Source organism: Lentzea albida (assembly GCF_900111005.1).
GTDB classification, from domain to species: domain Bacteria; phylum Actinomycetota; class Actinomycetes; order Mycobacteriales; family Pseudonocardiaceae; genus Lentzea; species Lentzea albida.
Genome location: NZ_FOFV01000032.1, coordinates 23,440 through 42,409 on the forward strand (window position 1 = coordinate 23,440; position 18,970 = coordinate 42,409).

At 70.9% G+C, this 18,970-nt stretch carries 15 protein-coding genes; 7 read left to right on the forward strand and 8 right to left on the reverse strand.

Annotated elements, in window-relative coordinates:
• The first annotated feature begins 109 nt into the window (after nt 1-109).
• Complete coding sequence (locus BMY74_RS42595; RefSeq protein ID WP_089927844.1) at nt 110-412, forward strand: DUF6223 family protein; 303 nt, start codon at nt 110-112, stop codon at nt 410-412.
• Here BMY74_RS42595 and BMY74_RS42600 read toward each other — a convergent pair.
• The 4 genes from BMY74_RS42600 to BMY74_RS42615 all read right to left on the reverse strand — a co-directional run bounded on the left by BMY74_RS42600 (nt 369) and on the right by BMY74_RS42615 (nt 5,045).
• On the reverse strand, nt 369-1,508 hold the full coding sequence (locus tag BMY74_RS42600) for an ROK family protein (RefSeq protein ID WP_089927745.1): 1,140 nt from the start codon (nt 1,506-1,508) through the stop codon (nt 369-371). The two genes, BMY74_RS42595 and BMY74_RS42600, sit on opposite strands and share 44 nt — an antisense overlap.
• Nucleotides 1,505-2,887 carry a xylulokinase gene (xylB, locus tag BMY74_RS42605; protein WP_089927747.1) on the reverse strand — a complete coding sequence of 461 codons (1,383 nt, stop codon included), beginning with the start codon at nt 2,885-2,887 and terminating at the stop codon, nt 1,505-1,507. The genes BMY74_RS42600 and xylB overlap by 4 nt, the downstream gene beginning before the upstream one ends.
• A gap of 1 nt (nt 2,888) precedes the next feature.
• Complete coding sequence (gene xylA / locus BMY74_RS42610; RefSeq protein WP_089927752.1) at nt 2,889-4,043, reverse strand: xylose isomerase; 1,155 nt, start codon at nt 4,041-4,043, stop codon at nt 2,889-2,891.
• A gap of 411 nt (nt 4,044-4,454) precedes the next feature.
• The gene (locus tag BMY74_RS42615; protein WP_089927755.1) at nt 4,455-5,045 is read right to left on the reverse strand and encodes an SGNH/GDSL hydrolase family protein; all 591 of its coding nucleotides are present in this window, start codon (nt 5,043-5,045) and stop codon (nt 4,455-4,457) included.
• A 281-nt stretch (nt 5,046-5,326) separates the two neighbouring features.
• Here BMY74_RS42615 and fusA point away from each other — a divergent pair, with 281 nt between their 5' ends.
• Entirely contained in the window at nt 5,327-7,312 is a 1,986-nt protein-coding gene (fusA, locus tag BMY74_RS42620; protein WP_089927757.1) for an elongation factor G, read from the forward strand.
• A gap of 141 nt (nt 7,313-7,453) precedes the next feature.
• Entirely contained in the window at nt 7,454-8,197 is a 744-nt protein-coding gene (locus tag BMY74_RS42625) for an endonuclease/exonuclease/phosphatase family protein (protein ID WP_245786715.1), read from the forward strand.
• On the opposite strand, the gene BMY74_RS42630 is transcribed toward BMY74_RS42625, so the two are convergent.
• Nucleotides 8,187-9,644, reverse strand: coding sequence for a PA domain-containing protein (locus BMY74_RS42630; RefSeq protein WP_143091964.1), 1,458 nt, complete (start codon nt 9,642-9,644; stop codon nt 8,187-8,189). The genes BMY74_RS42625 and BMY74_RS42630 overlap by 11 nt on opposite strands.
• Before the next feature lie 118 nt (nt 9,645-9,762).
• On the opposite strand from BMY74_RS42630, the gene BMY74_RS42635 reads away from it, so the two are divergent.
• Both BMY74_RS42635 and BMY74_RS42640 read left to right on the forward strand, forming a co-directional pair.
• Nucleotides 9,763-10,371, forward strand: coding sequence for a hypothetical protein (locus BMY74_RS42635; RefSeq protein ID WP_089927766.1), 609 nt, complete (start codon nt 9,763-9,765; stop codon nt 10,369-10,371).
• A 22-nt stretch (nt 10,372-10,393) separates the two neighbouring features.
• Nucleotides 10,394-12,631, forward strand: coding sequence for a GH92 family glycosyl hydrolase (locus BMY74_RS42640; protein ID WP_089927769.1), 2,238 nt, complete (start codon nt 10,394-10,396; stop codon nt 12,629-12,631).
• Here BMY74_RS42640 and BMY74_RS42645 read toward each other — a convergent pair.
• Genes BMY74_RS42645 through BMY74_RS42655 form a run of 3 tightly spaced genes read right to left on the reverse strand, consistent with a single transcriptional unit; the run spans nt 12,614 to nt 16,780 of the window.
• A complete protein-coding gene (locus tag BMY74_RS42645; RefSeq protein ID WP_089927772.1) occupies nt 12,614-14,107 on the reverse strand; it encodes an MFS transporter in 1,494 nt (497 codons plus the stop codon). The genes BMY74_RS42640 and BMY74_RS42645 overlap by 18 nt on opposite strands.
• 1 nt (nt 14,108) lies before the next feature.
• A complete protein-coding gene (locus BMY74_RS42650) occupies nt 14,109-14,522 on the reverse strand; it encodes a hypothetical protein (RefSeq protein ID WP_089927847.1) in 414 nt (137 codons plus the stop codon).
• A 2-nt stretch (nt 14,523-14,524) separates the two neighbouring features.
• Nucleotides 14,525-16,780 carry a molybdopterin oxidoreductase family protein gene (locus BMY74_RS42655; RefSeq protein WP_089927775.1) on the reverse strand — a complete coding sequence of 752 codons (2,256 nt, stop codon included), beginning with the start codon at nt 16,778-16,780 and terminating at the stop codon, nt 14,525-14,527.
• 140 nt (nt 16,781-16,920) lie between these two features.
• Between BMY74_RS42655 and BMY74_RS42660 the strand changes: the two genes are divergently transcribed.
• Together BMY74_RS42660 and BMY74_RS42665 are read left to right on the forward strand one after the other, a co-directional pair.
• Nucleotides 16,921-18,054, forward strand: a complete 1,134-nt coding sequence (locus BMY74_RS42660) for a zinc-dependent alcohol dehydrogenase (RefSeq protein ID WP_089927778.1) — start codon at nt 16,921-16,923, stop codon at nt 18,052-18,054.
• Nucleotides 18,044-18,961 (forward strand): UDP-glucuronic acid decarboxylase family protein, encoded by a 918-nt coding sequence (locus tag BMY74_RS42665; protein ID WP_089927780.1) that lies wholly within the window; start codon nt 18,044-18,046, stop codon nt 18,959-18,961. The genes BMY74_RS42660 and BMY74_RS42665 overlap by 11 nt, the downstream gene beginning before the upstream one ends.
• The last annotated feature ends 9 nt before the right edge of the window (nt 18,962-18,970 follow it).

Below are 18,970 nucleotides of genomic sequence, written 5' to 3' on the forward strand. Positions count from 1 at the left end.
CGCTGGTAGATCGTGCGTGCGGAGGATGTTCCGACTACCGCGGGCGCAGTAGTCGGGAGTCTGCGGCCGCACGACGACCAGTCGCCTCGAGCGGGCCAGGCTGGTGCCCATGGTGCTTTCAGCTGCTTATGAGATGACGTCCGGCCGTCTGTGGTCGCTGGTGGGTGTTTTCGTCGGCGCGGTGGGGTTGTTGGCGCTCACGCGGCGCCGGTGGAGCCTCTGGACCGTCGTGCTGGGCGCGGCCGGCGCGGCGATCGGGCTCGTGGTCGTGCTGATGGCGCAGGGTGGTCCCGGCACCGGCTACGGGATCGTCGGCGGGTACGTCTCGCTGGTGGTAGGTCTCGTCGCCGTGGTGCTGGGGCGGCTGGTCAGGCGAAAAGCCGCTCGGGCTGCTGCACCGCGCGCCTCGTGACCAGCCCTGCCGCTCCTCGTGCCACGGCGAACTCGCCGAGCGGTGAGGCGAGCAGGCGGGTGTGCCGTTCGCCGCCCGCGAGGACCCGGCCGTCCATTTCGGACTGGACGGCGGCGCTGAGGTGGTCGTGCAGCAGGGCGTAGCTGCCGCCGAGCACGACCGTCGGCACGTCGAAGAGGTTCATCAGCGTCGCCAGGCCGACTCCCAGTGCCTCGCCCGCGTCGCGGACCGCCCGCGCCGCCTTGGGGTCGCCGGAGTCGAGGGCCTTGCGCAGCGAGTTCAGCGTGCGCCGCCCGGCCTCGCGCAGGATGACGTCGAGGCCCGCGTACCGCTCCACACAACCGCGGCTGCCGCACGTGCAGGGGACACCGTTGCGTTCGATGACGACGTGCCCGAGCTCGCCGGCGAACCCGCTGACGCCGCGGTAGACCTCGCCGTTCAGCACGACGCCCGCGCCGATGCCGACGTCCGCCGTGACGTGCACGAAGTCCTCGCCCGCGAGGTGGTGCGGCCACAGGTGGGCGAGCGCGGCCAGGTTCGCCTCGTTGTCCAGTTCGACGTCGAGGTCGAGGCGCCGGCCGAGGCCCTCCGCGAGCGGTGACCCGACGAGCCCCGGCAGGTTGGGGGTCCTGATGACGATGCCGTCGTGCACGACACCGGGGATCGCGAGGCCCGCGCCGAGCAGCTTGCGGGGTCCCGTGACCTCGCGGATCAGCTCGGCGACCCGGTCCAGCACCTCGCTCTCGGTCGCCCCGCGCATGTCGGCGGGCACGAGACGGCGTTCCAGCGTCTCGCCGTCGAGCCCGAGGGTCTCGACGGCGAGGTGGCTGACGTTGATCTCCGCCCCGACCGCGACCGGGCCGTCCGGGTGGAACCGCAACGGCTTGGACGGCCTGCCCATGCCCGCGAGCGTGGCGGGTTCCTCGACGAGGATCCCGCTCGCGAGCAGCGGCTCGGTGAGGTTGCCGAGCGTGGCCTTGGTGAGGCCGGTGCGGGCCGCGAGGTCGGCCCGCGAACCGGGGCGGTCGACGAGGGCGAGCAGCACCGTCCGCAGGTTGCCGAGGCGGACCTGGCGGAGGTGGTCGACGGTGGTCATCGACTCAAGTATCGCTGCGCCGCGTCCCCGTACCGCGCCCGGACCTCCGGCACCGCGTCCGCCTCGAACCGCGTGCTCTCCGCCAGCGTCCACTCCGGGGGCGTCGCCGCACCCGTGAGCGTCCACGCCGCCTGCCGCGCCGCGCCGTCCGCCACGTACTCACCCGGCGCCGGCACCGTCACGGGCACACCGAAGACGATCGGCGCGATCTCCCGCACGGCCCTGGACGCCGCCGCTCCACCCACGAGCCGCACACCGCTGACGTCCGCACCCTGCTCGGCCAACGCGTCGAGACCGACCGCGAGACCGCACAGCATGCCCTCCACCGCCGCACGCGCGATGTTCGCGGGCGTGGCGTTGGTGAGCGTCAGGCCGTGCAGCGCCCCCGTGGCGTCGGGCAGGTTCGGCGTCCGTTCGCCTTCGAGGTACGGCACCATCACGACGCCCTCGGCACCCGGCTTGGCGGACAGGGCGAGGTCGCTGAGCGTCGCGAGGTCCACACCCAGCATCCGGGCGGTCGCGTCCAGCACGCGGGCGGCGTTGAGCGTGCACGCCAGCGGCAGGTAGCGGCCCGTGGCGTCGGCGAACCCCGCCACGATGCCGGAGGCGTCCGCCGCCCTGACCTCGGCGGTCGCGGTGACGACACCGGAGGTGCCGAGCGACACCACGACGTCCTTGCCGCCGCCCACGCCCAGCATGGCGCCGGCGTTGTCACCGGCACCCGCGCCGAGCCGGACCGGTCCGTCGACGAACTCGGACGGGCCCAGCACCCGCGGCAGCGCCACGTCGGAGCGGCCGAGACCGAGCGACAGCAGGTCCGGGACGTAGGCGTTCGCCACCGAGTCGAAGTACCCGGTGCCGGACGCGTCCGACCGGTCGGTGACCAGGTCCTCGAGCGCACCCGTGCCGCGCAGCTTCCACGTCAGCCAGTCGTGCGGCAGGCAGACGGCGGCGGTGCGCTTGGCGTTGTCCGGCTCGTGCTGGGCGAGCCAGCGCAGCTTGGTGACCGTGAACGACGCGACCGGGACCAGCCCGATCCGCGTCGCCCACTCCTGCGCGCCCAGTTCGGCCGTGAGGTCGGCGGCCGCCGCCGCGGAACGGGTGTCGTTCCACAGCAGCGCCTCCCGCACGACCTCGCCGGCGTCGTCGAGGCAGACCATCCCGTGCTGCTGACCCGCGACGCTGAGCGCCGCGACGTCGTCGAGCCCGCCCGCGTCGGACAACGCCGACTGCAGCGCGCTCCACCAGTGCGAGGGGTGCACCTCGGTGCCGTCCGGGTGGGACGCGCGCCCCTCCCGGACGAGCCGGCCCGTCTCGGCGTCGCGGACCACGACCTTGCACGACTGCGTCGAGGAGTCGACGCCGGCGACGAGCGTCATGTCAGCGGGCTCCCGTGAGGTGCTCGAGGGCCAGCTGGTTGAGCCGCACGAAGCCGAAGCCGCGCTCGGCCGCCTGGCCGGGGTCGAACCCGTCGTCGTCCTTGAGCAGGTCGTCGTAGGACTCGCCGGCGTTCAGCGTCGGCTGGCCCAGCTCGGCCACCCCCGCCGTCTCCAGCGCCTCCTGCACCTCCGGGTCGGCGCGGAATGCCGCGGCCCGGTCGCGGAGCAGCAGGTAGGTGGCCATGTTCGCCTTGGCCGAGTCCCACACGCCCGTGATGTCCTCGGTGCGCGACGGCTTGTAGTCGAAGTGCCGCGGACCCTCGTACCCGGCCGTCTCCAGCAGGTCGACCAGCGCGAACGCGTTCATCAGGTCGCCGTGGCCGAACACCAGGTCCTGGTCGTACTTGATGCTGCGCTGACCGTTGAGGTCGATGTGGAAGAGCTTCTTGTGCCACAGCGCCTGCGCGATGCCGTGCACGAAGTTGAGCCCGGCCATCTGCTCGTGCCCGACCTCGGGGTTGAGACCGACCAGCTCGGGCTGGTCCAGCTCGGAGATGAACGCGATCGCGTGCCCGACCGTGGGCAGCAGGATGTCGCCGCGCGGCTCGTTCGGCTTGGGTTCGAGCGCGAACCGGATGTCGTAGCCGCGGTCCGTGACGAACTGCGTGAGCAGGTTCATCGACTCGCGGTACCGGTCGAGCGCCGCCCGCACGTCCTTCGCGGTGTCGTACTCGGAGCCTTCACGGCCGCCCCACAGCACGAACGTCTGGGCGCCGAGCTCGGCCGCCAGCTCGATGTTGCGCAGCACCTTCCGCAGCGCGAACCGCCGCACACCGCGGTCGTTGCTGGTGAAGCCGCCGTCCTTGAACACCGGGTGGGCGAACAGGTTCGTCGTCACCATCGGGATGACGAGACCGGTTTCGGCGAGCGCGCCCTGCAGCCGGCTGATCTGCTGGTCGCGGTGCGTGGCCTCGAAGCCGAACAGGTCGTCGTCGTGGAACGTCAGCCCGTACGCGCCGAGCTCGGCGAGCCGGTGCACGGCCTCGACCACGTCGAGTTCGGGCCGCGTGGCGTCGCCGAACGGGTCGCGACCCTGCCAGCCCACGGTCCACAGACCGAAGGAGAACTTGTCCGCCGGAGTGGGCGTGCTCATCATCCACCTCATTCGTTCAATGCTTGAACTTAGTCTGGACAGTACGACGCCACGGCCTTGATCGCAACGGCGGGTGTGGTGCGGGTGGTCGGACGCGGACAGTCGGACGTGGTGGTCGGCGACGGCGGTGATCGCGGAGTGGGTGGGGATGGGGGCGGTGGGATGCGGCGGCGGCCCGTTTGGCGAGTGAGCACGGTGCGGGTGGGGCAGAGGCGGCGGCGGACCGTCGCCGGTGAGCGCGGTGCTGGTGAGGCAGAGGCGGCGGCGGTCCACCGCAGGCGTGGTCGCGGGGGCGGGGATGGCGCCGGTGATCAGGCGCGGTGGCGGTCCGCCACGGCTGCGATCGCCGTGTGGGAGGCGGAAGCGGCAGCGCCCACCGCAGGTGTGATCGCGGCGGCGGGATCGCGCCGGTGGTCAGACGCGGCGGCGGTCCGCCACGGCCTCGACGGCGGGTGCGAGGGCGGTGGCGATCTCCCGGTAGCCGGCCGCGGAGGGGTGGAAGCGGTCGGCGGCGAAGAGCGACGGGTCGGTCGCGAAGCGCGGGGTGACGGCGCGTTCGACGTGGGCCACCACGCCTCCTGCGCGGATGACGGCCTGCTGCTGGGCCTGCGCGTACTGGCGGCTCGCGGCGGACACGACGTCGCGCAGGGCGGGCGGCACGTGCGAGACGATGCTGAGGTCCGGCGCGGTGGCGACGACGACCTCGGCGCCCTTCGCCCTCAGGTCCGCGACGGCGTCGTGCAACTGCTGGGCGCCCACCTGGGCCGGGACGAAGCGGGTCAGGTCGTTCGCGCCGATCACGATCACCGCGACGTCCACCGCGCCCGTGGCCCGCACCTGGGCGCGCAGGTCCGCGGAACGGGCGCCGGGGACGGCGCGCACGTCGAGGTCGACCTCGTGGCCCGCCTGACGAAGGCGGTCGGCGAGCAACGGGCCGAGCGTGTCCTCCCGGCGCGTGCTGCCCACTCCGGCGGCGATCGAGTCGCCGAGCAAACACAAGCGCATACTCGGTGAACGTTGAGCATGGTGGAGGTGTTCCGCCTCAAAAGGCGTTGTGAGGCACCGCTCAGGTGTCTACATTCCACGATCATCATCACCGAGGCGAGAGGGGACCGGCCGTGCGTACCGCCGTTGTCGTCCTCCCGTCCCGTTTCGACGTGATCCTCGTGTCCCCGCACCCCGGTCGCCCGCTGCGCGCCGGGCGCCGGAGTGTCTGACGAACCCCCGAAGGTGTTCGTCGGGTCATCGCGCTGACCCCGTAAGTCCTTGAAGGAAAAGGCAGAACCATGCGCACGACCACGTTGAACGCTGTCCGCAACCTCGGCATCCTCGCCCACGTCGACGCGGGCAAGACCACCCTGACCGAACGCGTCCTGTTCGCGACGGGCAGCACCCACAAGCGCGGCGAGGTCCACGACGGCACCACCGTCACCGACTTCGACCCGCAGGAGCGCGACCGCGGCATCACCATCTTCGCCGCGGCCGTGACCTGCACGTGGGACGGGCATCGCATCAACCTCATCGACACGCCGGGGCACGTCGACTTCGCCGACGAGGTCGAACGGTCCCTGCGCGTGCTGGACGGGGCCGTCGCGGTGTTCGACGGCGTCGCCGGGGTGGAACCGCAGAGCGAATCCGTGTGGCGGCAGGCGGATCGGCACGGCGTGCCGCGGATCGCGTTCGTCAACAAGCTCGACCGGGCGGGCGCGGACCTCGGCCGCGTCGTCGAGTCCATCCGCACGCGGCTGCACACCGTGCCGCTCGTCGTGCAGTCGCCGATCGGCGTGGAGGACGGTTTCGTCGGTGTCGTCGACCTGGTGCGCATGCGCGCGCTGGTGTGGGACGACGGCATGACCGAAGGGCCTGTGCCGGAAACGCTGCTGGCAGAGGCGCAACGGCGGCGCCGCGTCCTGGAGGAGGCGGTGGCGGAGCTGCACCCGGAGGCGGTGGAGGAGTTCTTCGCGGGAGGTCTGTCCGAACAGACGCTGCGCACGGCGCTGCGCGACCTGACCCGGCAGGGCCGGGCGACCGTCGTGCTGTGCGGCTCGGCGTACCGCAACCGGGGCGTGGAACCGTTGCTGGACGCGGTGATCGCGTACCTGCCGTCCCCCGTGGACGTTCCGGCGGTGCGCGGCGTCGACGGCCAGGAGCGGCGTCCTGACCCGGACGCGCCGTTCTCGGCGTTGGTGTTCAAGGTGAACGCCGCCGCCACGGGACGGCTCGCGTACGTCCGCGTGTACTCGGGCACCCTCCACAAGGGGGACTCGGTGCTCGTGGCCGGCCGCACCGAACGCATCGGGCGGATCCTGCGCGTCCAGGCCGACCGGCACACGCCGGTCGACCAGGCCGTCGCGGGCGACATCGTCGCGCTGGTCGGGCTGAAGTCGGCCCGCACCGGCACGACGCTGTGCGCGCCGGACGCCCCGCTGCTGCTCGAGCCCCCGGTCTCGGCCGACCCGGTCGTGTCCGTGGCGGTGGAAGCGCGCAGCAGCGCGGACAACGCCCGGCTGGCCGACGCACTGGCGCACCTGGTCGACGAGGACCCGTCCCTGCGGTTCGGGACGGACCCGGAGACCGGGCAGACCGTGCTGTCCGGCCAGGGCGAGCTGCACCTGGAGGTCTCGGTGGAGAAGGCGCGCACGCTGCACCGCGTCGAGATCACCATGGGACGGCCGCGCGTCTCGTACCGCGAGACCGTGGCCTCGGGCGTCACCGGATTCGTCCACAGGCACGTCAAGCAGGACGGAGGGCAAGGACAGTTCGCGCACATCGTGATCAGCACCGAGCCGCTGGAGACCGGTTTCGAGTTCCGCTCGGCCGTCACCGGCGGGCGCGTGCCGCAGGAGTTCGTCCGCGCGGTCGAACAGGGCTGCCGGGACGCGCTGGCCGAGGGACCTCTCGGCCACCCGGTGACCGGTGTGCGGGTAACGCTCACCGACGGGTCCACGCACGTCAAGGACTCCTCGGAGATGGCGTTCCGCACGGCAGGGCGCAACGGGCTGCGCGAGGCGCTGAAGGCCGGCGCCACGACGCTGCTCGAACCGATCGCCGAGGTCGCGGTGACCGTGCCGGAGGAGTACCTCGGCGGTGTGCTCGGTGATCTGGCGACGCGCCGGGGAAGGATCCTCGGTTCGGAGGCCAGGGCGGGTGCCGCGGTGGTGACGGCGAGCGTGCCGCTGGCGGAGATGTTCGGCTACGTGACGCGGTTGCGGAGCCGGACGCAGGGGCGCGGCTCGTTCACGAGCACGCCCACCGGTTACGCGCCGGCGTGAGTGCTGGGTGAGCCGACACGCTCTTCGTCGACTCACCCAGCACTCGCTTCTCGTTCGTTCGGTTCAACACAGGGACGCAGGCCCGACCTGAGAACAGGTCGGGCCTGTGCCATGCTGGGCCAGGTGTCGACCTTGAACGTCATGTCCCTGAACCTGAGGTTCGCCTCGACCGCCGAGCCGAACTCGTGGCCCACCAGGCGTCCCGTGATGGCCGAGTTCCTCAGGCAGGAGCTGCCGGCCTTGATCGGCACGCAAGAAGGCCTCTACGGACAGATCAGCGACGTGGCGCACGACCTGCCCGACCACTACGACTGGATCGGCCTCGGCCGGCACGGTGGCAGCCACGACGAGTTCATGGCGATCTTCTTCGACACGAACCGGCTGCAACCGCTGGAGTTCGACCACGAGTGGCTCTCGGACACGCCGAAGGTCGTGGCCTCCAGGTCGTGGGGCAACAACGTGATCCGCATGGTCACCTGGGTCCGGTTCGCCGATCGCCTGACGGGCAAGCAGTTCGTCGCCGTCAACACGCACTTCGACCACGAGTCCGCGAACGCGCGCCTGTGCAGCGCCCAGGTCATCCACGACCGCCTCCGGGCCCAGCAGCTCCCGGTCGTCGTCACCGGTGACTTCAACGACGTCCCCGGCTCGCCGGCCTACGCCGTGCTCACCGAGGACCTCGCCGACACGTGGCTCACGGGCGAGCAGACCACGCCGGCGTACGGGACGTTCCACGGCTTCGGCCCGCTGATCCCCGACGGGCCGCGCATCGACTGGATCCTGACGCGCGGGGCCACCGTCGAGACCGCCGCGATCAACACGTTCCAGCGCGACGGCCAGTTCCCGACCGACCACCTCCCGATCCAGGCGCTGATCAGCTTCTAGGCGCCCATTCGGGCGGCAGGTCGTGCGAGCACGTCGGCGCGCCGGCCGCGCGGGCACGCCGCTGCTCCAGGTACGGACCGGCGATCTGCTCACGCGGCACCGGCGCCAGCGCCGTGATCGCGTCACCCGCGGCCAGCACCTGCCGGCGCATGCGTTCGTGGTCGACGGCCTGCGCGCCGAACGAGGGCGCCCAGAGCGTCCACGGCCCGGAGATCATCGCCATCGTCGGCACCAGGTGCGAGTGGAAGTGCGTGCCGATGCCGCCGAACGAGCACTGCGGCGGCACGCGTCCTGGTACCGGCAGGTCGCTGCCGGGCAGGACGAACGTGCGGTCGACCGCACGCCCGGCCAGCGCCGAAGCCGCGGTCTGCGAGAGCACGGGACTGCCCGTGAACCAGCCGGAGAACTCCGCCAGGCCCGTTGGTCGCAGCGATCCGTCCTGAGGCAGGTACTCGCGCGTGCCGAGGTGTTCCAGCACGAACGCGAACGCGACGGAGCCCGAGTCGTACTCGGCGTCGAGCGCGCGGGCGCGGAACTCGCTGCCCTCGGCGGGGCGGTGCAGGTGGCCGGTCGCGAAGACGAACTCGATCGTGCGCGGCCGGCAGCGCAACGGCAGCCGCGCGAAGTGCTCGGCCAGTGCCAGCAGCGCGACCGCGCCGTTCTCCTGGACCCAGCCGACGCCGTCGGTGTTGGTGTCGAGCACGATCCGTTCGCTGCTCAGGCCCGGCAGGGTCGCGATCAGGGACCGGGTGGTGGCCGGTGCGCGTCCGGCCACCACGCCGATCGTCGTGTGCGTGCCTGGAACGAGCCTCGAGGCCGCTTCGGAACCGACGAACACGCCCGGCACGCGGTAGTGGGTGCCGACGTGCGGGTCCCAGTAGCCCTTGACCTGCTCGTGGGGGAACGGGAAGGCGACGACCACGCCGGCGGCACCCGCCCTGCCCGCGTCGACCATGTCGGCGTTGAGCAGCGGTTCGGCGAGGTAGCCGCGGTCGAGGGCGGGGAAGTCGCGCAGGACGACCTTGCCACGGGCGTTGTCCGCGGTGATCGGCGTGCCGGCGGGCAGGCGGACCAGGACGCCGGAGCGCACGCCGGGGTCGGAGTAGGGGATCGCGGACGCGACCGGCACGGCGCCGTTCGAGAGCAGGAAGCCGGGACCCGGTCGCCACCGCTCGATCGCGAAGCGCTCGGACCGCACGGACACGCCCGGCAACCGGTCCGCGCGGCGTTCGAGCCACGAGATCAGGCGGTCGTGGGCCGGGCTGCCGGTGGCGCGGACGCCGAACCCGGCGACGGTGGCGTTGAGGGACCGGAGTTCGCGGGCGGAGGCGAACGTCCGCTCGTCGACGGTGGGGGAGCAGTCGTCCGACGCGCGCGCCGGAGTCGTCAGCTGGAGGGCGAAAACCGTTACGACACCTATGAATGCGATGCATCTGGCGGGCTGCACGGCGCTCACTGTGGCCCTCGCGGCAACGCCTCACAATCCGCTGTCCAGGTAACCAATTGAGACCGTTGTCAACCGTCAACGGAAATGGTTTATACCAATTTCCGCTACGGTCCGCTGGATGCGCCTGAAATCGACGTTCGGCCGCGTCGCGGTAGTCGCGTACGCGCTGCTGTTCACCCTCGGCTCGACAGCGGTCGCCAACGCCTCGCACGGCCGCGAGTGCGCCACCCCGTCCATCGACCGGTACCAGCAGTGGATCGCCAGTGGTGAAGGTGCCACGGAACCCGCGACCGGCAGCATCCTCGTCCCCAAGGGGCGGCACGACCACACGGCGAAGATCAAGTTCCTCGCCGACGACTGGGCCGTCATGGTCGTGTGGCTGGGCAACAAGTTCGAGGCCCAGGCCGACCTGTCGGACTCGCGCGGGTTCTGGCTCACCTACCGCGCCACGAACGACCTGTACGTCCAGCTGCGACCGGCGGAGTTCTGGAGCGGCGGCGACAAGTGGGTCACGAAGATCCCGTCCACCGGTGGCCGGCTCACCAAGAAGTTCTTCAGCTTCAAGACGGAGAACTGGACATATCTGCCCGCGCTCGGCAAGCCGTCCTACCCGCTCGCCGACGCGCTCGACGACGCCCGTGGCCTGGTGTTCGTCGGCAACACGAAGAACGACCTGGAGTTCCAGGGGCTGAAAGTCGACGGTTACCGGCCACCCTGCGTTTACTAGAAACCGGTTAGGGTCCCGGGGCGTGAGAGCGCTTCCGGTCTTCCTGGTCACTGTCCTCACCGCCGCGCTGGCGACGCCCGCGAGCGCGGCGGTGAGAGACGACACCCGGTACGTCGACCCGCTGATCGGCTCGGCGGGCGGCGGCAACACGTATCCGGGCGCCGTGCGGCCGTTCGGGATGATCTCGTGGAGCCCCACGTCCACCCGCGGCGACCAGACGAACACGGGCGCCGCCAACGGGTACGCCTACGACGCGACGCGCGTGCGGGGCTTCAGCCTCACGCACGTCAACGGCGCGGGCTGCCACCCCGGCGCCGCGGGGGACGTCCCGATCATGCCGCACGTCGGGGAGATCACCTCGTCGCCGACGGCGGACACCAAGGACCAGGTCTTCGCGAGCGACTTCTCCCACGCCGACGAGAAGGCCGAGGCCGGGCGGTACCGGGTGGGCCTGAAGTCCGGTGCCACGGCCGACCTCTCGGTGACGACCCGCGCCGGCATCGGTGAGTTCACGTTCCCGGTCAACGGTTCGCTGCTCTTCCGCACGTCGAACTCGCTCAACGGCAGCGAGGACGCCGACATCACGATCGACCCGGCGACGAATTCCGTCTCGGGTTCGGTGCTGACCGGCGCGTTCTGCGGACGCAGGGCGAACGGCGGCACGAACAACCAGAAGACCTACTATCGCCTGCACTTCACGGCGTCGTTCGACCGTCCGATCACGAACTACGGCACGTGGGTCGACAGCGAGCTGCGGCCGGGGAGCACGACCGCGAGCGGTGGCGAGGGCTACCTGACCGGAAGTGCCCGCGCGGGCAGGGGTTCCGGCGGGTACGTGTCCTTCGCGGACAGTTCGGTGCGCATGCGCGTCGGCATCTCCTACACGAGCCTCGACGCGGCCAAGCGCAACCTCGCCGCCGAGATCCCGAAGCGCGCGACCGTGGACGACATCGCGAAGGAGGCGAGGAAGGCCTGGGCGAAGCAGCTCAGGGCGGTCGAGGTCGACGGCGGCACCGCGGACGAGCGCACGATCTTCTACACCGCGCTCTACCACACCTTCCTGCAGCCCAACGTGATCACCGACGCCGGCCAGGACGTGCGGTACGGCAACTTCTCCGGCTGGGACCAGTACCGCGCCCACACCCAGCTCCTCGCCCTGCTGGCCCCGGACGTCGCGAGCGACTACGCCCAGTCGTTGCTGGAGATCTCGCGGAAGAACGGCGGAGTCTGGGACCGCTGGGTCCACATCACCGGCCCGACGCACGTCATGACCGGCGACCCGTCCGCCCCGGCCGTCGCGGGCATGTACGCCATGGGCGCCAGGGACTTCGACGTCAACGCCGCCTACGACTCGTTGCTGCGCCAGGCCACCGTCCCGCACCCGGACGGCCTGTCCGACAAGGGCTGTCCCGGCCAGTGCGAGGGCCAGCGCCCGAACCTCGCCGAGTACATGAGGCTCGGATACGCCCCGCACGACACGTGCCACTGCTGGGGCGGCGCCGCCGAGACCCTGGAGGACTCCGTCGCCGACCAGGCGCTCGCGGACCTGGGCCGCAGGCTCGGCCGTCCGAACGCGGAGATGGAGCGGCGCGCGGGCTGGTGGCGCAACACGTTCAACCCGGAGACCGGCCACCAGCAGGCCCGCAAGGCCGACGGAACCTGGGTCACGCCGTTCAACCCGGCCTCGGACCAGGGCTTCGCGCAGGGCAGCAGCGCCACCTACACGTGGATGGTCCCGCACGACGTCCAGGGCCTCGCGGAGGTGATGGGCGGGCCCGAGACGGCAGCGAAGAGGCTCGACGGGTTCTTCAAGCGCGCGGACGGCTCGTGGGCGACCGGCGGCGACGCCCTGCGGTACGACCCGACCAACGAGCCCGGCATCCACACGCCGTGGATCTACAACGAGCTCGGCCAGCCGCGGAAGACCCAGGAGACCGTGCGCGCGATGGCCCGCCTCGTCTACAGGACGGGCCCGTTCGGTCTGCCCGGCAACGACGACCTCGGCACGATGTCCGCCTGGTACGTCTTCGCCGCCCTGGGCCTCTACCCGCGCACGCCGAGCAGCGCCGAACTGCACGTCTCCAGCCCGATGTTCCCGAAGGCCCGGATCACCGCGAAGAACATCACGGTCCTCGCGACCGGGACCCCCGGGATCTACGTCGAGGAGACGCGGTGGAACGGCAGGAAGATCGGGCAGCCGTGGCTGCCGGAGTCGTTCGTCGAGCGCGGGGGAGTGCTGGTCTCACGTCTTGAAGGGTGACCCGGCGCCCTCCGCACGGGTGTGGCTGCGTCGCGCGGTCGCCGACAACGGCATCGCGACGTCCTCCAGCGACTTGTTCTCCGCGTCCACGGCGAGGAACCGCGCGACCAGCCCGCCCGCGATCATGATGACGGCGCCGACCAGGTAGCCGATGAACAGCCGCACGGGCTGGTCGCCGGTGCCGATCAACGCGCCGTAGATCACCGGGCCCAGTGCGCCGAAGCACTGGGCGATGGCGAAGAAGACGCCGATCGCCTTCGCCCGCACCTCCAGCGGGAAGATCTCGCTGACCGTCAGGTACGCGGCGCTGGCACCGGCCGAGGCGAAGAAGAAGATCACGCACCACGCGATGGTCTGGGTGATCGCGTTCAGCACCCCGGCGTAGAACAGCACAGCCGTGACGGCCAGGAGCGCACCGGAGACCGCGTAGGTCAGGAACAGCATCCGGCGGCGGCCGATGGTGTCGAAGAGGTGCCCGATGGTGAACGGGCCGACGAGGTTGCCGACCGCGAACGCGATCAGGTACAGCGGTGTCACCTCGGACGGGACGCCGTAGAACTTGCCCAGCACCAGGGTGTACGTGAAGAAGATGGCGTTGTAGAGGAACGACTGGGTGATCATCAGCGTGGCGCCGAGGACCGCGCGGCTCGGGTACTCCTTGAACAGCACGCGGGCCAGCGCGAGGTAGCCGATCTGCTCGGCCGGCTTGACCTCGATGGCCTTCTTCTCGTCCACCGCGGGCAGCGCCGAGCCGGACTCCTTCTCGACCTCCTCCTCGATGCCCTTGATCGTCTTCTCGGCGGCGTCGGTGCGACCGTGCATGATCTGCCAGCGCGGGCTCTCCGGCAGGTGCCTGCGCACCACCAGGATCACGAGGCCCAGCACCGGCCCGACGAGGAACCCGAGCCGCCAGCCCAGCGACAGCTCGACGTGGTTGAGCAGGATGTACGAGCTCAGCGTGCCGAGCACCGCGCCCGCCCAGTACGTGCCGTTGACGGCGATGTCGACGCGGCCCCGGTAGCGGGCGGGGATGAGCTCGTCGATCGCGGAGTTGATCGCCGCGTACTCGCCGCCGATGCCCATGCCGGCGATGAACCTGGTGAGGTACAGGAAGACCAGCCACCCCGCGCCGTTGCCCAGGGTGAACGCGGTGAGGCCCGAGCCGACCAGGTACACGGCGAGCGTGATCATGAACAGGTTGCGGCGGCCGAGCTTGTCGGAGAGGTGGCCGAAGAACAGCGCGCCGACGACCTCGCCGAGCAGGTAGACCGTGGCCAGCAGGCCGACCGCGGTGGAGGAGAGCCCGAGCGTCTCCGGTTTGGTCAGCGTGTCGGCGATCGCGCTGGCGACGGTGATCTCCAGGCCGTCCAGGATCCACGCGACACCCAGTGCGATCACCATGCGCGTGTGGAACGGCGACCAGGGGAGCCTGTCGATCCTCGCGGGGATCAGCGTGCGCACACCGGCTTCTGCCATCTCAGCTCCCTGCCACGATCAGCGCCTGCGGCGCGCTCTGCTTGATGCGGGTCTTCAACCAGGCCAGCTGCCGTGCGGTGTCCTGCTCGCAGGCGCTCACGACGTCCATGAGCTCCTGGTCGCGCAGTCCCTGCGCGGCCTGGCCGACGACGGTCCAGGTGATGTCGGTGAACGACGCGAGCGCGTAGAGGTCCTGCAGGTCGCGCAGCAGGCTCGGCTCGGGCTCGCCGCTTTCGCCGTACCGGTCGACGACCGGCTTGAGCTGCTCTGCCTGCCGATCGATGCGCTGGGCCAGTAGTTCGCAGATGTGCCGGACGTCGGGCTCGTCGCCGTGCCGCGCGGCGACTTCGCGGAACGTCTCGGCCAGCGTTCCCAAGGTCGAGTGCAGCACACCCAGGTGGTTGGCGAGGAGCACGGTCACACCTTCCTGATCCGCACGGCGCTGATCTTGAACAGCGGTTGTTTGGAGACGGGGTCCCACTCGGTGAGCGTCAGCTCGTTCGCGGCCTGGAAGCCGTAGTGGAACGGCAGGAACACCACGCCGTCACGGCACCGTCCGATGCGGACCGGGACCTCCACGCCACCGCGTTCGGACTCGACCCGGACCACGTCTCCTTCGGACAGCCCCAGGGTTTCGGCGTCGGAGGCGGACATCTCCACCCACGGGTCCGGCGCCGCCTTCTGCAGTTCTGGGGCGCGCTTGGTCTTGGTGCGGGTGTGGAAGTGGTAGACCGAGCGCCCGGTGGTGCCCAGGAACGGGTACTCGTCGCTCGGCACCTCCGGCGGGGGCGTGTGCTCGGCCGCCTTGAGGAACGCCCGCCCGTCCGGCCGCCGGGCCCGGTAGTCGGTCGGGGTCGTCGTCGCCCCGGTGAGCAGGTCGTGGCCGTAGTCCTCGCAGTGGTCGGCGGCCGTGGGGAAGACGCCGTCGGCGTACAGGCGTTCGCCGCCCCAGGGGATTCCGCTGCCGCCGCGCAGCTTCTCGTAGGAGAGGTCGCTGTAGTCGCAAGGACGGCCGCGGCTGCACTCGCGCCACGCGTCGAACGCGCCCTCCGCGTCCTTCCACTTGACCAGCGGTTCACCGTCGCGGTCGCGGAAACCCATGCGGGAGGCGTAGTCCAGGAAGATGTCGAGGTCGCTGCGGGCCTCGCCGGGCGGTTCGACAGCCTGGTCGGACAGGTGCACGACGCGCGAGAGGTTCGTGAACGTGCCCTGCTTCTCTCCCCACATCGCGGCGGGCAGCACGACGTCCGCGAGTTCGGTGGTCTCGGTGCGGAACGCGTCCTGGACGATCACGAACAGGCCCTCCTGGCGCAGGATGTTCCTGATGCGGCCGAGATCGGGCAACGACACGACCGGGTTGGTCGCGGAGATCCACAGGAACTTGATCGACCCCTGCTCGGCGTATCGCCAGATCTGCATCGCGTGCGTCGGCGGTGCCCAGTGCGGGATGACGAGCGGGTCGACGTTCCACAGCTCAGCCAGCTCCTCGACGTGTGCCGGGTTGTCCCAGTTGCGGAAGCCGGGGAGGTCGCCGTTGGCCCCGGCTTCCCGCGTGTTCTGCGCGGTGGGCTGGCCGTTCATCTGCAGCACGCCGCTGCCGGGGCGGCCGATCTGACCGCGCAGCAGGTGCAGGTTGTTGACCTGGCACGCCGCCGCGGTCGCCTGGTGCGACTGGTAGAAGCCCTGCAAGACGGTCGACAGCACCCGCTGAGAGGTACCGAAGATCTCGGCGGCGCGGCGCAGGTCACCGGGCGCGATGCGGCAGATCTCCGCGACGCGCTCGGGCGTGTACGACTCGACGGTCGCCTTGAGTTCGTCGAAGCCGAGCGTGTGCGCGGAGACGTAGTCGTGGTCGATCCGGTCGCGCTTGATCAGCTCGCGCAGCAGGCCGTTCAGCAACGCCTGGTTCGTGCCGGGCAACGGCGCCAGGTGCACGTCGGCGGCCTCGGCGGTCGGCGTCGTCCGGGGGTCGACGACGACCAGCCGAGGCCTGTCCGGTCCCTCGATCCGGTCGAGAACGCGGGACCACATCACGGTCTGCGTGGCGGCCATGTTGTGCCCGAACAGGAACAGCGCGTCGCAGAGGTCGATGTCGGCGTGGCAGGCGGGCTGGCCGTCCGCGCCGAACGACTCCTTGAGCGCGGCCGCGGCCGTCGCGGTGCAGAGCCGGGTGTTGCCGTCCATGTGCGGGGTGCCGAGACCGGCCTTGCCGATCACGCCGAGGGTGTAGTACTCCTCGAGGAACAGTTGCCCGCTGGTGTAGAAGCCGTGGGTGAGCGGTCCGGACTCGGCCAGGAGTTGTTGCGAGCGCCGCACGATCTCGCTCATGGCGGTGTCCCAGTCGGTCTCGACCAGCTCGCCGCCGCGCCGGATCAACGGCCGGGTGAGGCGCTCCTCGCCGTGGGCCTGCCAGGATCCGTGAAGGCCTTTGGGGCCGAGCCTGCCGCGGTTGACGATGTCCTCCGCACGCCCGCGCACACCCACGATCCGGCCGTCCTTGACCGCGATGTCGCAGCCGCACCCGTTGCTGCACAGCACGCACGCCGACTGAACCCAGCGGTCCACATCGGACTCCCCGACGCCGTCCGCGAGCCGCTGGTCGACGCGTACCGGCCAGTCCGTCCCGCGTCCGTGCGGTGTGCGTGCTCCCCATACGTCGGCGATGCGATCCACTGGGGAGCCATACCCGGCACGCCCTGCCCGAAACCGAAAATGTTTTTGTTCCGAAAGGCCCGAATTGTCCGGTGACCTGGTGTTTGCCGCCCCTGATCACGGGAAGACCAGCGACACGGACCCAGGGAGGCGGACGAACGATGAAGGCTGTCGTGTGGCACGGCGTGGGCGACATCAGGCTCGACGACGTGGACGACCCGAAGATCCAGGAACCGACCGACGCGGTCGTGCGGATCACCCGCAGCGCCATCTGCGGCACCGACCTGCACATGGTGCGCGGCACGCTGCCGGACATGGTCGAGGGCACCGTGCTCGGGCACGAGGCGGTCGGTGTCGTCGAGGAGGTGGGCTCGTCGGTGCGCGGGTTCTCGCCCGGTGACCGGGTGGTGATCCCGTCCACGATCGGGTGCGGCACGTGTTCCTACTGCCGGGCCGGCTACTACGCGCAGTGCGACACCGCGAACCCGAACGGACCGTCGGCGGGCACCAGCTTCTTCGGCGGGCCGAAGGCGACCGGGCCGGTCAACGGCCTGCAGGCCGAGTACGCGCGCATCCCCCACGCCGCCACGACGATGGTGCGGCTCCCGGACGGGGTGAGCGACGACCAGGCGATCCTGGTCTCCGACATCTTCCCGACCTCGTGGTTCGGTTCCCGACTGGCCGAGGTCGGTTCCGGTGACACCGTGCTGGTGCTCGGCGCGGGTGTGGTCGGCCAGTTCGCCATCGCCTCGGCGAAGCGGCAGGGCGCCGGTCGCGTGATCGTCGTCGACGGCATCGCGTCCAGGCTCGACAAGGCCCGCGAGCAGAACGCGGAGACCGTCGACTTCAACTCCGAGGACCCGATCGAGGTCGTGAAGGACCTGACCGGCGGCATCGGGCCGGACCGCGTGATCGAGGCCGTCGGCGTCGACGCGGAGAGCCCCGGCGTGCGCGAGGGCGAGCAGTGGAAGCCCGGCGACTCGCCGTCCCAGGCGCTCGACTGGGCCGTCGAACTCGTCGCCAAGGCCGGCACGATCGGGATCATCGGCGTCTACCCGCCGGGGTTCGAGCAGTTCCCGATCGGCGCCGCGATGAACAAGAACCTCACGCTGCGGATGGGCAACTGCAACCACCGCCGGTACATCCCGCGGCTGCTCGACCTCGTCCAGACCGGCGTGGTCGACCCGACCGCGTTCATCACGCAGCACGAGAAGCCCACCGCCGCGATCGACGCCTACAAGACGTTCGACCTGCGTGAGGACGGCTGGCTGAAGACGGTTCTCGATGTCGCCTGAACGGGTGGTCGTCACCGGGGGCGCGGGGTTCCTCGGCTCGCACGTCTGCGACGCGCTGCTGCGGGAGGGCGCGCAGGTCGTGTGCGTGGACTCGTTCCGCACCGGCTCGCGGGAGAACGTTCCGGACGGCGTGACCGTCGTGGCCGCCGACGTGACGCGGCCGCTCGACCTGCTCGGACCGGTCGACCTGGTCCTGCACCTGGCGTGCCCGGCCTCGCCCGCGGACTACCTGCGCATGCCGGTCGACACCTTGCGGACGGGCGGGTTCGGCACGTACCACGCGCTGGACCTCGCCCGCCGCAAAGGCGCGCGCGTCGTCGTCGCTTCGACCAGCGAGGTCTACGGCGACCCGGAGGAGCACCCGCAGCGGGAGTCCTACTGGGGGCACGTGAACCCGATCGGGCCGCGCAGCGTCTACGACGAGGCCAAGCGGTTCGGCGAGGCGATGACGGTGGCGTTCCGGGCCGAACACGGTGTCGACGCGGGCATCGTGCGGATCTTCAACACCTACGGCCCGCGCATGCGCGCGCACGACGGCCGGATGATCCCCACGTTCCTGCGGCAGGCGCTGGCGGGAGAGCCGTTGACCGTCCACGGTGACGGGCTCCAGACGCGTTCTCTCTGCTACGTGGACGACCTCGTGCGCGGGCTGCTCGCGATGGCGCGCAGCGACCACCCCGGACCGATCAACCTCGGCAACCCGGACGAGGTCACCGTGCTCGACGTCGCGCACCGCAGCATCGAGGTGACCGGCAGCGCGTCGGAGATCCGGCACGTCGAGTCGATGGTGGACGACCCGCGTCGCCGGCGCCCGGACATCGCGCTGGCGCAGGAGGTCCTGGGCTGGCAGCCGCGGGTTCCGCTGGAAGAGGGACTGCGGTCGTTTGTCCGGGAATTCGCCGGGTAGCCGCACGTC

Excerpts from the sequence above, each read along its gene's own strand:
- BMY74_RS42615 (WP_089927755.1), bottom strand. The coding sequence starts at position 5,045 with ATGCGCTTGTGTTTGCTCGGCGACTCGATCGCCGCCGGAGTGGGCAGC.
- fusA (WP_089927757.1), top strand. The coding sequence starts at position 5,327 with ATGCGCACGACCACGTTGAACGCTGTCCGCAACCTCGGCATCCTCGCC.
- BMY74_RS42660 (WP_089927778.1), top strand. The coding sequence starts at position 16,921 with ATGAAGGCTGTCGTGTGGCACGGCGTGGGCGACATCAGGCTCGACGAC.
- BMY74_RS42665 (WP_089927780.1), top strand. The coding sequence starts at position 18,044 with ATGTCGCCTGAACGGGTGGTCGTCACCGGGGGCGCGGGGTTCCTCGGC.
- BMY74_RS42635 (WP_089927766.1), top strand. The coding sequence starts at position 9,763 with ATGCGCCTGAAATCGACGTTCGGCCGCGTCGCGGTAGTCGCGTACGCG.
- BMY74_RS42625 (WP_245786715.1), top strand. The coding sequence starts at position 7,454 with ATGTCCCTGAACCTGAGGTTCGCCTCGACCGCCGAGCCGAACTCGTGG.
- xylB (WP_089927747.1), bottom strand. The coding sequence starts at position 2,887 with ATGACGCTCGTCGCCGGCGTCGACTCCTCGACGCAGTCGTGCAAGGTC.
- xylA (WP_089927752.1), bottom strand. The coding sequence starts at position 4,043 with ATGATGAGCACGCCCACTCCGGCGGACAAGTTCTCCTTCGGTCTGTGG.
- BMY74_RS42645 (WP_089927772.1), bottom strand. The coding sequence starts at position 14,107 with ATGGCAGAAGCCGGTGTGCGCACGCTGATCCCCGCGAGGATCGACAGG.
- BMY74_RS42595 (WP_089927844.1), top strand. The coding sequence starts at position 110 with ATGGTGCTTTCAGCTGCTTATGAGATGACGTCCGGCCGTCTGTGGTCG.
- BMY74_RS42600 (WP_089927745.1), bottom strand. The coding sequence starts at position 1,508 with ATGACCACCGTCGACCACCTCCGCCAGGTCCGCCTCGGCAACCTGCGG.